Raw genomic sequence first — 13,003 nt, 5'->3', positions numbered from 1 at the left:
GACTGAGCGTGAACTCAGACCTCGTCGAGGGCGGCGAACGAATCGGCACCCGGACGGCGGGACAGGTCGATTCCGAACTCCTCGGCGGAGCGGAAGTCGTCCTCGGAATCACGAAGCTCGACCACCTGGCCGTCGGAGGACAACACCTCGACGTTCAGGCAGAGCGACTTCATCTCCTTGACCAGAACCTTGAACGACTCGGGAATGCCCGGCTCGGGAATGTTCTCGCCCTTGACGATCGCCTCGTAGACCTTGACCCGGCCCGGCACGTCGTCGGACTTGATGGTGAGCAGCTCCTGCAGCGCCCAGGCGGCGCCGTAGGCCTCCAGTGCCCACACCTCCATCTCACCGAACCGCTGACCGCCGAACTGCGCCTTGCCGCCCAGCGGCTGCTGGGTGATCATCGAGTACGGGCCGGTCGAGCGGGCATGGATCTTGTCGTCGACCAGGTGGTGCAGCTTCAGCATGTAGATGTAGCCGACGCCGACCCGCTCGGGGTACGGCTCGCCGGACCTGCCGTCGAACAGCTGGGCCTTGCCGCCGGCGTCGACCAACTGCATCCCGTCGCGCTGTGGCAGACCGTGCTCTAGCAGACCGGCGATCTCGTACTCGTTGGCACCGTCGAACACCGGGGTGGCCAACCGGGCATCGCCCTCGACCCGGCCCAGCCCGACCTCCTTGAGGCGGTTCGCCCACGGCTCGTCCACGTCGGCGATGTCCCAGCCGGTCTTGGCGACCCAGCCCAGATGCGTCTCCAGCACCTGGCCGACGTTCATCCGGGACGGGACGCCGAGCGGGTTGAGCACGATGTCGACCGGGGTGCCGTCCTCCAGGAACGGCATGTCCTCGACCGGCAGGATCTTGGAGATCACGCCCTTGTTGCCGTGCCGTCCGGCCAGCTTGTCGCCGTCGGAGATCTTCCGCTTCTGGGCCACGTAGACCCGGACCAGCTGGTTGACGCCGGGGGGCAGCTCGTCACCCTCTTCGCGGTCGAACACCCGCACGCCGATCACCGTGCCGGTCTCGCCGTGCGGCACCTTCATCGAGGTGTCGCGGACCTCGCGGGCCTTCTCGCCGAAGATGGCGCGCAGCAGCCGCTCCTCCGGCGTGAGCTCGGTCTCGCCCTTCGGGGTGACCTTGCCGACCAGGATGTCGCCGGTGCCGACCTCGGCGCCGATCCGGATGATGCCGCGCTCGTCGAGATTGGCCAGCATGTCATCGCCGATGTTCGGTATGTCGCGGGTAATCTCCTCGGCGCCCAGCTTGGTGTCGCGGGCGTCGATCTCGTGCTCTTCGATGTGGATCGAGGTGAGCACGTCGTCCTGCACCAGCCGCTGGCTCAGGATGATCGCGTCCTCGTAGTTGTGGCCCTCCCAGGGCATGAACGCGACCAGCAGGTTGCGGCCCAGCGCCATCTCGCCGTTGTCGGTGCAGGCGCCGTCGGCCAGCGGGCTGCCGATCTCGACCCGGTCGCCCTCGGTGACCAGCGGACGCTGGTTGATGCAGGTGGCCTGGTTCGACCGGGTGAACTTCGACAGCCGGTAGCTGCGGTAGCTGCCGTCGTCGTTGGCCACGTCGATGATGTCGGCGCTGACCGAGGTCACCACGCCGGCCTTCTCGGCCACCGTCACGTCGCCGGCGTCGACCGCCCCGCGGTACTCCATGCCGGTGCCGACGAACGGCGCTTCGTTGCGGATCAGCGGCACCGCCTGGCGCTGCATGTTGGCGCCCATCAGGGCTCGGGACGCGTCGTCGTGCTCCAGGAACGGGATCAGCGCGGTGGCCACCGACACCATCTGGCGCGGCGAGACGTCCATGTACTGGACGTCGGCCGGCGCGACCTCGTCGGCGTCGCCGTGCTTGGCCCGGACCAGCACCCGGTCCTCGGAGAAGTTGCCGTCGGCGTCCAGCGCGGCGTTCGCCTGCGCGATGACGTAGCGGTCTTCCTCGTCGGCGGTCAGGTAGTCGATCTGGTCGGTCACCCGGCCGTCGATCACCTTGCGGTACGGGGTCTCGATGAAGCCGAAGGCGTTCACCCGGGCGAACGACGCCAGCGAGCCGATCAGGCCGATGTTCGGACCCTCGGGGGTCTCGATCGGGCACATCCGGCCGTAGTGGCTGTGGTGGACGTCGCGGACCTCCATGCCGGCGCGATCGCGGGACAGACCGCCCGGGCCCAGCGCGGAGAGCCGGCGCTTGTGGGTCAGGCCGGCGACCGGGTTGGTCTGGTCCATGAACTGGGACAGCTGCGAGGTGCCGAAGAACTCCTTCAGCGCCGCCGACACCGGACGGATGTTGATCAGGGTCTGCGGCGTGATCGCCTCGATGTCCTGTGTGGTCATCCGGTCACGGACGGTGCGCTCGAGGCGTCCGAGGCCGATCCGGAGCTGGTTCTGGATCAGCTCGCCGACGGTGCGCAGCCGGCGGTTGCCGAAGTGGTCGATGTCGTCGGTCTCGACGATCAGATCGCCGAGCTGCTCGCGTCCCTCGTGCAGTGCGACAACGTAGCGGATCGCCGCGACGATGTCGTCGACGGTCAGCACCTGCTTGTCGAACGGCTCGGTGAGGCCAAGCTTCTTGTTGATCTTGTACCGGCCGACCTTGGCCAGGTCGTAGCGCTTGGGGTTGAAGTAGTAGTTCTCCAACATCGCCTGCGCGGCCTCGCGGGTCGGCGGCTCGCCCGGACGCAGCTTGCGGTAGATGTCGAGCAGCGCCTCGTCGGTGTTGGCGGTGTGGTCCTTCTCCAGGGTGAGCCGGATCGACTCGTACTCGCCGAACTCGTCCAGGATCTGCTCGTTGGTCCAGCCCAGGGCCTTGAGCAGCACGGTCACGTTCTGCTTGCGCTTGCGGTCGAGGCGGACGCCGACCATGTCGCGCTTGTCGACCTCGAACTCCAGCCAGGCGCCGCGGCTCGGGATCATCTTGCAGGTGAAGATGTCCTTGTCGGACGTCTTGTCCGGGGTCTGCTCGAAGTAGACGCCCGGGGAGCGGACCAGCTGCGACACCACGACGCGCTCGGTGCCGTTGATGATGAAGGTGCCCTTGTCGGTCATCAGCGGGAAGTCACCCATGAAGACGGTCTGGCTCTTGATCTCGCCGGTGTCGTTGTTCATGAACTCGGCGGTGACGAACAGCGGCGCCGCGTAGGTGACGTCGCGGTCCTTGCACTCTTCGACGGAGTGCTTGGGGTCTTCGAAGCGGTTGTCGCGGAAGGACAGCGACATGGTCTGCGACAGGTCTTCGATCGGCGAGATCTCCTCGAAGATCTCCTCCAGGCCCGACTTGGTGTTGACGTCGGTGCGACCCTCGGCGAGGGCAGCGGCTACCCGATTCCGCCAAGTCTCATTGCCGACCAGCCAGTCGAAGGACTCGATCTGCAGGTCGAGCAGGTTCGGGACTTCGAGGGGTTCGGCGATCTTCGCGAACGAGATCCTCCCGGAGGCGGAGACGACATTGGTGTTCTTCGACGCGGAGCGCGAGACGGCCAAGGTGATGGTCCTTCCAAGAAACCCGGCGTCAAGCCGGTTCTTTGCACGCAGAACGGCCCGCGTCAAGTCACGGGTCGTAGGTGAGCGATGGGCAAACAAACACTATAGTCCATCGGACGCCCGCTGCCAAGTCACGGTCGTCGCCCGGCCGCGGGCCACCGTAGCCCGGTCGCGGCCCAGGTAGGTGGGGATTCGGATCGGCGCGTTGCCTCGTCGCTGCAGCCGGCTGGCCGGAGGCTCTCGCCGCTCTCGACCTGACCGCGCCAACCGGTGGGGTGATGGTCCGGCAGCATCATGAAGTGAAGTGGTTCGACCGGCCGAATCGCGTCCGGAGACACCGAATCGGTGCTCGCCTCGGGCAACGGGAGGAAACTCACAAGGCGAGCACCGATCAGCAGTGCCCATCAACGACACTTTCGGGGGGGTCGTGTCGCCGACAGAAACTAGGTAACCATCGACTTGACAGGGTTGTCAAGTCGCGGCCGCAAGGCCGCTCGCATTCTGGACAGTCACGTTCTCCAGTTCCGCCGCGCGCTGCCAGCACTGGCTGGCCCGGCGGAACTGCTCCTGCTTGCCGTAGAGCCCGGCCGCCCGGATGAAGGCCGCGCGTGCCCGGTCAGGGCGTCCGAGGTCGAGTTCGATCTCGGCCAACAGCTCTTCGCCCTTGCCGTTGCTGATTACCGCGGGGCGGACGGCCGGATCGGCCAGCAGGTCCTCGACCATGCCGGCGGCCTTCTGCGGATGGCCCTCGAGCAGCGTCAGCTTGGCCTCGGCGAGGCGCAACTCGAACATGTCGAAGGCCGTGCCGATCAAGCTGAGCCCACCCCGTGCGACTTCCAGCATCTCCCGGACGCCGTCGGTGAGGCCGGCGTCCAGACGGCAGTTGGCAGCGGAGCGGTTCAGCCGCAGCCACATCCGCAGGTCGCGCCGGGGACTGAGCAACTCCATGGCCAGATCGTGCAGTTCCAGGCCCTTCGGCACGTTTCCCGACTTGAACGCCGCGGTGCCCAGCGCCCAGTAGACCACTCCGCGGACGTGCGCCGACTCGACGTGCGGCAGCACGTCTTCCAGCCGGGTGCACAGCGCGTCGGTCGCGGCAGTCGGCCGTCCGGCCTCCAATGCGGCGCTGATCAGGCACATCAGCGCGTCGGCCAGCACGATCGGCGGGGCTTCGCGGGCTAGCTCGACCGCCTGGCCGGCGTGCACCAGCGCCATCGGCAGTTCGTCGCCGACCCGGTGCGCGGTGGCCGACAAGGACAACGCCTGAGCCCGCAATGTCGGCGAGGTGGCGGCCACCTGGTGGTCGGCCAGCCGTTCGGCGAAGTGGATCGCATCGGCGAAGTCGCCCTCGGCGAGCGCCGCCTGCGCCCGCACGTAGAGCGCCTGCCAGTGCCGTTCGGGTTGCCCCGCACTCAGCGCGGACGCCGCCGCGCGGGTCGCCAGCTTGCCGGCAGTCGCCCAGTCACGGTCGTACCAGGCCCGTTCGGCCACCAGCAGGTGCTCCAGTGCCTGCGTGTTGTCAAGATTGTCAATCGGCTCGGGCAGCGAAGGCTCCATGCCGAGCTCGTCGGCGGTCACCCCCAAGCGCATGGCGAGAAACTCGACGACATCGTGCGAGGCCGCGCGGCGTCCGCTCTCCAGGTGGGAGATGTAGCTTCCTGTGTAGCGATCTCCACCAAGCTCTGCCTGCGACATACCGAGCCGCTTACGCGTAGCACGAAGCCGAGCGCCAAACCCGTCCCGGGTCAGCGAAGTGGTCAAAACGCACCTCCTCCGGACTTCCCACCCAATCTGACCACTAGTTGACATATCCGTCAAGTGCAGATAGCCTTTTTGTCAACAGCATCCTCGCCAATCCTTCCGGGGGACCACGATGAACAAGTCGATCCGCAAGGCCCTCGTGGCCGTCGCGGCGCTGCTCGCCATCTCCACCGTGCCGGTCGCCTCCCACGCGTCCAATCAGGCATGGCGCGGCGGATACGACGACTGGCCCGTAAGCGCGCGCATCGGGTATCTCTGAGCCACCCAAGCCAGCCACACCTACCCCCGCAGGCAGATCGGCGGCGGAACCTCGAGTTCCGCCGCCGACTACTGGTGCTTCAGCCCGCACCGGCGTCCTGGGCTGTGACCCACCAGACCACTCACCGCACCACACCGCTGTTGTGCGTCCGGACGTCCGGAAAGCGAATCGGCGGCGAAACCCCTTCGGGTTCCGCCGCCGATCGGTGCGAATGACTCAGATCACTTGATGGTGACCGAGGCGCCAGCCTCTTCCAGGGCCTCCTTGGCCTTGGCCGCCGCGTCGCGGGCGACCTTCTCCTGGACCGGCTTCGGAGCGGACTCGACCAGGTCCTTGGCCTCCTTCAGGCCCAGACCGGTGAGCGCGCGGACGACCTTGATGACCTGGATCTTCTTGTCGCCGATGGACTCGAGGATGACGTCGACCTCGGAGCTCTCCTCCTCGGCCTCGACGATCTCGGGGCCAGCGCCTGCCGGAGCGGCGGCGACGGCGGCAACCGGAGCCGCGGCGGTGACGCCGAAGGTCTCCTCGAACTCCTTCACGAACTCGGAGAGCTCGAGCAGGGTCATCTCCTTGAAGGCCTCCATGAGATCTTCAGTCGTGATCTTCTTCCCCATGATGGTGTTCCTTTCGTTCTAATTCGATGCAGCGTCAGCCGCGTCTTCGGTGGCCTCCGCAGCGGGTGCTGCATCGGTTGCCGGGGCGTCCCCGGCCTGCTTCTGCTCGGTGAGGGCGGCCAGGACGCGAGCGGCCTGGCTGAGCGGGGCGGCGAACAGGCCAGCGGCCTTCGCCAGATTGCCGTTCATGGCACCGGCCAGCTTCGCGAGCAGGACCTCGCGAGACTCCAGATCGGCCAGCTTCTTGACCCCGTCGGCGTCCAGGACACGACCGTCCATGACGCCACCCTTGATGACCAGATGCGGGTTCGCCTTCGCGAAGTCACGCAGCCCCTTGGCGACGGCTGCGACGTCACCGGAGATGAATGCGATCGCCGTCGGGCCGGAGAGCTGAGCCTCCAGGCCATCGATGCCCGCCTCGCGGGCGGCGATCGTGGTCAGCGTGTTCTTCGCAACGGCATAGGTAGCGTCCTCACCCAAGGACCTGCGCAACTCCTGCAGGTTCTTCACGGTGAGACCGCGGTACTCGGTCAGTACAGCGGCAGCCGCGTTGGTGAAGCTGTCCTTCAGCTCCGCAACGGCTGCGGCCTTGTCGGCCCTCGCCATGAGTCTCCTTCCCACTTCCGTTGATTGCCTCGGACATGGAAAAACCCCGGCGCGCAGGGCTACCCGGGGCGAACTCATTGACGAGCTGTTCAGGAGTACCTGCGCGGGCGATCGTTGATCCTTAGGGCACCGAGTGGTGCCACCAGCGGTCTTCGGCTCCGCTCAGTCTATGACACGGCGTCCAACCCGGCCAAATCGCCGTCGCCCATGCCTCGCGGACCGGAACGGCCCGGCGTCCGGGTGGGACGCCGGGCCGTTGCCGGTGGTTGTGGATCGGTGGTCAGCCGGCTGCCGCTCAGGCCTCGGCGGGCTTGACCCGGGTCGGGTCGACGCCGACGCCGGGGCTCATCGTGGAGGACACCGTGACCTTCTTCAGGTAGCGGCCCTTGGACGCCGACGGCTTGAGCCGCAGCACCTCGTCCAGGGCGGCGAAGTAGTTCTGGCTCAGCTGCTCGGGGCTGAAGGAGGCCTTGCCGACGATGAAGCACAGGTTGCCGTGCCGGTCGACCCGGAACTCGATCTTGCCGCCCTTGATGTCGGTGACGGCCTTGGCGACGTCCATGGTGACGGTGCCGGTCTTCGGGTTCGGCATCAGACCGCGCGGGCCGAGGACGCGGCCGATGCGTCCGACCTTGCCCATCATGTCCGGGGTGGCGACGACGGCGTCGAAGTCGAAGTAGCCGCCGGTGATCTTCTCGATCAGGTCGTCGGAGCCGACCTCGTCGGCGCCGGCAGCGATGGCGTCCGCAGCCTTCTCACCGGTGGCGAAGACGAGGACCCTTGCCGTCTTGCCGGTGCCGTTGGGAAGGTTCACGGTGCCGCGGACCATCTGGTCCGCCTTCCGCGGATCGACGCCGAGCCGCATAGCGACCTCGACCGTCTCGTCGAATTTGGCGCTGGCGTTGGACTTGACGATCGCCAGGGCCTCCTCCGGGGTGTACACCTGGTTCGCGTCGCGGTTGTCCGCGGCGGCCCGGTAAGCCTTGCTGCGCTTCATGTTCTGGTCTCCTTGTGATGTCGGCCTCGTGTGGCCGATCTGCCAGGTGCGGTCCGGACGTCGTCCTGCCGCGGGGTGTGGGGACGGTCTCAGCCGTCGATCGTGATGCCCATGGAGCGGGCGGTGCCCTCGACGATCTTGGCGGCGGCCTCGATGTCGTTGGCGTTGAGGTCGGGCAGCTTGGTGCTGGCGATCTCGCGCACCTGTGCGGCGGTGATGCTGCCGACCTTGTCCTGATGTGGACGGGCCGAGCCGCTCTTGACACCGGCGGCCTTCTTGATCAACTCGGCGGCCGGCGGGGTCTTGGTGACGAACGTGAACGTGCGGTCTTCGTAGATGGTGATCTCGACCGGGATCACGTTGCCGCGCATGGGTTCGGTCTCAGCGTTGTAGCGCTTGCAGAACTCCATGATGTTGACGCCGTGCGGGCCGAGCGCGGTGCCGACCGGCGGAGCCGGGGTCGCCGCACCCGCGTTCAGGGCGACCTTGACGATGGCCGCTACCTTCTTCTTGGGAGGCATGTGTTGGGTCCTTAACTCGTTGTGTTTCGGGTTCGCGAACTAGACCTTGGCGATCTGGTTGAACGTCAGGTCGACCGGGGTCTCCCGACCCAGGATCTCCACCAGGGCCTTGAGCCGCTGGCTGTTCGCGTTGATCTCGGTGATCGTCGCGTGCACCCCGGAGAAGGGGCCGTTGACGACCATGACGGAGTCGCCGACCTTGAAGTCTGCGACCTCGACCTTGCGGGCACGCTTCTTCGGCCCGGACGCCGCCGCGGCGGCCTTGGCCAGCGCCGCCGGCGCCAGCATCTTGTGCACCTCGTCCAGCGACAGCGGCACCGGGGCGTTGGCGTGCGCGACGAAGCCGGTCACCGACGGGGTGTGCCGCACCGCGGCCCAGGACGCGTCGGTCAACTCCATGCGGACCAGCACATAGCCCGGCAGCACCGTCCGGGTGACGGTCTTGCGGGTGCCGCTGCGGGTCTCGACGACCTCTTCGGTGGGCACCACGGTCTCGAAGATGTACTCCTCCATGCCGAGCGTCTTCACTCGGGAATCGAGGTTCTGCTTCACCCGATTCTCCATGCCCGAATAGGTATGGATCACGTACCAGTCGCCGACCTGGCCGCGCAGCTGCTCGCGCAGCGCGTCGAGCACCGCCTCGTCGCTGGCATCGGCCTCGTCGTCGGCCGGCTCCTCGGGTTCGCTCAGGTCGATCGAGACACCGTCGTCGGGCTCGTCGTTGGAGTCGACGCCCAGGTCCACCTCGAAGTCGTCCGATGGCGCGGCAGCATCGGCCGGCCCGAGGTCGATCTCGAAATCGGACTCATTGGTGGCATGCGTATCAGACACAGATTGCTTCTCTCGTTGACTTCTCGGGGCTCAGCCGAAGATCTGCAGCAGACCCCAGCCGAACAGCAGGTCCAGGGCGCTCACGTAGAGGATCACCAGCAGAACGAAGACCAGCACCACGACGAAGTACTGCCGTAGCTGGGTCGCCGTCGGCCAGACCACCTTGCGCAGTTCGCCGGCCGACTCGCGGACGAAGGACGCCGGGGTGGTGCGCTTCTTCGTCCGGGCGGTGCCGGCCGCACGCTGCTTCGGGGTGGCGTGGTCTTTCTTGCCGTCTTTGCCTTCGGCGGCGTCCGGTGCCGACTTGCGAACCGGACGACTGCTCGCGACCGCCCGCGCTACCTCGCGTGCCGGATCGTGGGCAGCCGGAACGCCGTTGTCGCTCTCGGCATTTTCCTTGTCCGCCACACATCATCCTTCGCACTCGAGGTGTCCCAGCAGGGCAAGAGGGACTTGAACCCCCAACCTGCGGTTTTGGAGACCGCTGCTCTGCCAATTGAGCTATTGCCCTTCGTGGTGGCCCGGCCTCAAATCGCGCCCGGCGCCTCGTGAGCCCCGCGCCCGTACGCCTGGTGAGCGTTGTGGGGCATGGGCCATCTGAGGTGAGGCCACCAAGACAAGGATTCTAGCGGGCTTGCCGGGGCGCGTCGAACCGAGCCCGCTACTCCGCGTGGGTCAGGCCCGTCGGACGTCGGCGATGGCCGCGCAGACGTGGTCGACGTTGCCGTCGTTGAGCGCCGCGACGCAGATCCGGCCCTTGTCGGTGCCGTAGACGCCGCGCCGCTCCCGCAGCGCGACCATCTGGTCCTTGGTCAGGCCGGAGTAGCTGAACATGCCGACCTGAGTGGCGATGAAGCCCATGTCGGTGATGCCGGCGGCTTCCAGGCCGGCGACCAGCCGCAGCCGCATCGCCTTGATCCGGTCGCGCATGGCGGCCAACTCGTCGACCCAGAGCGCCCGCAGTTCCGGGTCGGCGAGCACGGTCGCGGCCAGCTGCGCGCCGTGGGTGGGCGGGTTGGAGAAGTTGGTCCGGATCACGATCTTGTCCTGGGAGAGCAGCCGGGCCGCCTCCTCGGCGTCCGCGCAGACCACCGACAGCGCCCCGACCCGCTCGCCGTACAGGCTGAGGCTCTTGGAGAACGAGGTGGAGACCAGCACCGGCAGGCCGGTCTCGGCGAACCGGCGGACGACGGCGCCGTCGGCGTCCAGCGACTCGGAGAAGCCCTGGTAGGCCATGTCGAGGAAGGGCACCAGGCCGGCGGCGGTCACCGTCTCGATCACCCGCTCCCACTGCTGCGGGGTGAGGTCGTAGCCGGTCGGATTGTGGCAGCAGGCGTGCAGCACCACGACGGTTCCGGACGGCGCGGCGGCCAGGTCGGCGAGCATGCCCTCGACGTCGACCCCCTTGGCGTCGGCGTCGTAGTAGCGGTACGTCTCGACGGTGAAACCGGCCCGGCTGAACAGGGCCTCGTGGTTCTCCCAGGACGGGTCGGAGATCAGTACCTTGGCGTCCGGATCGAAGCGGCGCAGGAAGTCGGCACCGATCTTCAGCGCGCCGGTGCCGCCCAGGGCCTGGACGGTGACCACGCGTCCGGCGGCGACCGCCGGGGAGTCGGCGCCGAAGACCAGTTCGCGGACCGCCTTGGTGTAGCCGGGGAGCCCGTCGATCGGCAGGTAGCCGCGGGGCTTCGGGTCCTCGGCCAGACGCTGCTCGGCCCGCCGGACGCATTCCAGCAGCGGCAGCTTGCCGGTGGCGTCCTGATAGACGCCGACGCCGAGGTTGACCTTGTTCGGATTGGTATCGGCGACGAAAGCCTCGGTGAGGCCCAGGATCGGGTCGCGCGGGGCAAGCGGAACTGCGCTGAAGAGGGACATGGGGGCGAGTTTATCGGTGCGTCAGCGCTGGTCGCGCACAACCTACAGGGCCGCGCCCACCAAGACAGGTTCGGGGACCAGGGTGACGCCGAAGGCATCCCGGACGCCGTCGCGGACCCGGCGGGCCAGGGCGAGCAGGTCGTCGCTGCCGGCCCCGCCGCGGTTGGTGATGGCCAGGGTGTGCTTGGTCGACAGGGTGGCCGGCGGAGTGCCGAAGCCCTTGTGGAAGCCGGCGGCCTCGATCAGCCAGGCGGCGCTGGTCTTGACCCGTCCGTCGGGCTGCGGGAACCGCGGGGCGCCTTCGGGCAGGGTGGCGGCCGCCTCGGCGTCCAGGATCGGGTTGGTGAAGAACGAGCCGGCGCTCCAGGTGTCATGATCGGCCGCGTCCAGCACCATGCCCTTGCCGCGGCGCAGTTCCAGCACGGCCTCCCGGACGTCGGTCATCGGGGCCCGGCCGCGGGCGTCCAGATCGAGCCGGCGGGAGAGTTCGCCGAACCGGATCGGCGCGGACAAGGTGCCCTGGCGGAACTGGAAGGCGACACTCAACACGACGTAGCGGCCGGGCTCGGCCTTGAACCGCGACGTCCGGTAGCCGAAGCCGCAGTCGCCGACGGCGAAGGTGCGGAAGCTGTTGGTCCGGCGGTCCCAGGTGCGCACCGACCAGAGGCAGTCGGCGACCTCTTGGCCGTAGGCGCCGACGTTCTGGATCGGGGTGGCGCCGACGCTGCCGGGAATGCCGGAGAGCGCCTCGATTCCCCGCCACTCCTGGGCGATGGCGTGGGCGACGAAGTCGTCCCAGTTCTCGCCGGCGGCGACTTCGATGACGGCTCCGCCGCACATCGCGGCGCCGGGCTCGTCGATGGTGCAGGAGCCGCCGGCCAGTTCGATGCCCTTGGTGGCGACGTGCACCACGGTGCCGTCGAAGCCGTCGTCGCCGACCAGCACGTTGGAGCCGCCGCCGAGGATCAGCAGCGGCTCGCCGGCCGCGTCCGCGGCTTGGACGGCGGCGACCAGCTCGTCCTCGGTGGTGGCCTCGATCCAGCGGCGGGCCGGTCCGCCGACCCGGAGCGTGGTGTGGTCGGCCAGCCGGGTCGTGCTGCCGGCGAGCAGATCAGTCAACGCGCACCTCCGCCTTCGCGCCGCCGAGCACTTTGGTGCCGTTGAACAGCGCTTCGATGGTGACGGTGGCGACGCCGTCCTCAACCTTGGTGACGGTGCCACCGAAGGTGACCGTCGAGCCTTCCGCGGTGTCGTCGACGGTGACCGATTTCACGAACCGGACGTAGTAGCTGAGCACCCGGCCGGGGTCGCCGCACCAGTCGGTGACCACTCGCAGCGCGGTGCCCATGGTCAGCATGCCGTGGGCGATCACGCCGGGCAGGCCGAGCGCTTCGGCCGCCCGATCGGAGTAGTGGATCGGGTTGAAATCGGTGGAGGCACCCGCGTAGCGGACCAAGGTCTGGCGGGTGAAGGTGGCGGTGATGCTGGGCAGGACGGTGCCGACCTCGATGTCGTTCATGCCACCTTCTCCTGCGGCCAGCTGTGCAGCAGGGTGGACGCGGCGTCGCAGACCCGCTCGCCGTCGGCGTCCAGGGCGACCGTGATCGCGATGAAGGCGCTGGTTCCGCGGGCCCGGACCCGGTCGATAGTCAGGGTGGCGGTCACCGCGTCCCCGACCCGCAGCGGACGCCGCCAGCTGAACCGCTGGTCGGTGTGCACGGTGCTGCTCAGCGACAGCTCCAACTCGGGATCGTCGAACATGGCGCCCCAGGCGGCCGAGGACAACACCGCTGCGAAGGTGGGCGGGGCGACGGCGTCCGGACCGGCGTAGGCGGGATTGTCCGCGTCACCGAGCGCCGTCGCGAACTCGGCGATCTTGGCGGCGCTCACCAGGTAGGGCGCGGTCGGTGGGTAGGTGCGTCCGACATGGATGTCGCTGATCATGGCCACAGGGTAATGCGTGCGCCGCCGCCAGATCCCGCCGCGGTTCGGCATCCGGCAACGCCAGGCGCACGCGAAGAGGGCCGCCCGCGAGTGCGGGCGGCCCT

General features: G+C 68.0%; 13 protein-coding genes and 1 tRNA gene. 1 reads left to right on the top strand and 13 read right to left on the bottom strand.

From position 1 onward, the window contains the following. Window positions 1–14: 14 nt before the first annotated feature. Window positions 15–3,488, bottom strand: a complete 3,474-nt coding sequence (gene rpoB / locus QM619_RS06085) for a DNA-directed RNA polymerase subunit beta (RefSeq protein ID WP_415105424.1) — start codon at window positions 3,486–3,488, stop codon at window positions 15–17. A gap of 471 nt (window positions 3,489–3,959) precedes the next feature. Continuing rightward, window positions 3,960–5,297 carry a helix-turn-helix domain-containing protein gene (locus tag QM619_RS06080; protein ID WP_415105421.1) on the bottom strand — a complete coding sequence of 446 codons (1,338 nt, stop codon included), beginning with the start codon at window positions 5,295–5,297 and terminating at the stop codon, window positions 3,960–3,962. A 64-nt stretch (window positions 5,298–5,361) separates the two neighbouring features. Here QM619_RS06080 and QM619_RS06075 point away from each other — a divergent pair, with 64 nt between their 5' ends. Beyond that, complete coding sequence (locus QM619_RS06075; protein ID WP_415105418.1) at window positions 5,362–5,508, top strand: hypothetical protein; 147 nt, start codon at window positions 5,362–5,364, stop codon at window positions 5,506–5,508. Between the two features lie 221 nt (window positions 5,509–5,729). Here the strand turns inward: QM619_RS06075 and rplL are convergent, their stop codons facing one another. The 11 genes from rplL to QM619_RS06020 all read right to left on the bottom strand — a co-directional run bounded on the left by rplL (window position 5,730) and on the right by QM619_RS06020 (window position 12,899). Then, window positions 5,730–6,125: a 50S ribosomal protein L7/L12 gene (gene rplL, locus QM619_RS06070; protein WP_415105416.1), complete on the bottom strand. Its 396-nt coding sequence runs from the start codon at window positions 6,123–6,125 to the stop codon at window positions 5,730–5,732. 18 nt (window positions 6,126–6,143) lie between these two features. Continuing rightward, window positions 6,144–6,731 (bottom strand): 50S ribosomal protein L10, encoded by a 588-nt coding sequence (gene rplJ / locus QM619_RS06065; RefSeq protein ID WP_415105413.1) that lies wholly within the window; start codon window positions 6,729–6,731, stop codon window positions 6,144–6,146. Window positions 6,732–7,026: 295 nt separating this feature from the next. Further along, entirely contained in the window at window positions 7,027–7,728 is a 702-nt protein-coding gene (gene rplA / locus QM619_RS06060) for a 50S ribosomal protein L1 (protein WP_415105411.1), read from the bottom strand. 89 nt (window positions 7,729–7,817) lie between these two features. Continuing rightward, on the bottom strand, window positions 7,818–8,249 hold the full coding sequence (rplK, locus tag QM619_RS06055; protein ID WP_415105408.1) for a 50S ribosomal protein L11: 432 nt from the start codon (window positions 8,247–8,249) through the stop codon (window positions 7,818–7,820). A 39-nt stretch (window positions 8,250–8,288) separates the two neighbouring features. Continuing rightward, a complete protein-coding gene (gene nusG / locus QM619_RS06050; RefSeq protein WP_415105405.1) occupies window positions 8,289–9,080 on the bottom strand; it encodes a transcription termination/antitermination protein NusG in 792 nt (263 codons plus the stop codon). Window positions 9,081–9,110: 30 nt separating this feature from the next. Further along, window positions 9,111–9,488: a preprotein translocase subunit SecE gene (gene secE, locus QM619_RS06045; RefSeq protein ID WP_415105402.1), complete on the bottom strand. Its 378-nt coding sequence runs from the start codon at window positions 9,486–9,488 to the stop codon at window positions 9,111–9,113. A gap of 30 nt (window positions 9,489–9,518) precedes the next feature. Next, window positions 9,519–9,591, bottom strand: a tRNA-Trp gene (locus tag QM619_RS06040). A 164-nt stretch (window positions 9,592–9,755) separates the two neighbouring features. Continuing rightward, window positions 9,756–10,955 carry an aromatic amino acid transaminase gene (locus tag QM619_RS06035; RefSeq protein ID WP_415105399.1) on the bottom strand — a complete coding sequence of 400 codons (1,200 nt, stop codon included), beginning with the start codon at window positions 10,953–10,955 and terminating at the stop codon, window positions 9,756–9,758. A 42-nt stretch (window positions 10,956–10,997) separates the two neighbouring features. Beyond that, window positions 10,998–12,074 carry a UDP-N-acetylmuramate dehydrogenase gene (locus QM619_RS06030; RefSeq protein ID WP_415105396.1) on the bottom strand — a complete coding sequence of 359 codons (1,077 nt, stop codon included), beginning with the start codon at window positions 12,072–12,074 and terminating at the stop codon, window positions 10,998–11,000. After that, the gene (locus QM619_RS06025; RefSeq protein ID WP_415105394.1) at window positions 12,067–12,474 is read right to left on the bottom strand and encodes a MaoC/PaaZ C-terminal domain-containing protein; all 408 of its coding nucleotides are present in this window, start codon (window positions 12,472–12,474) and stop codon (window positions 12,067–12,069) included. Before QM619_RS06025 ends, QM619_RS06030 begins: the two co-directional genes overlap by 8 nt. After that, window positions 12,471–12,899, bottom strand: coding sequence for a MaoC family dehydratase N-terminal domain-containing protein (locus QM619_RS06020; RefSeq protein ID WP_415105391.1), 429 nt, complete (start codon window positions 12,897–12,899; stop codon window positions 12,471–12,473). The genes QM619_RS06025 and QM619_RS06020 overlap by 4 nt, the downstream gene beginning before the upstream one ends. Between the last annotated feature and the right edge of the window lie 104 nt (window positions 12,900–13,003).

The sequence above is a fragment of the Micropruina sp. genome (genome assembly GCF_047606665.1).
Taxonomy (GTDB): domain Bacteria; phylum Actinomycetota; class Actinomycetes; order Propionibacteriales; family Propionibacteriaceae; genus Micropruina.
This window is presented reverse-complemented; position numbering and strand designations above follow the sequence as displayed.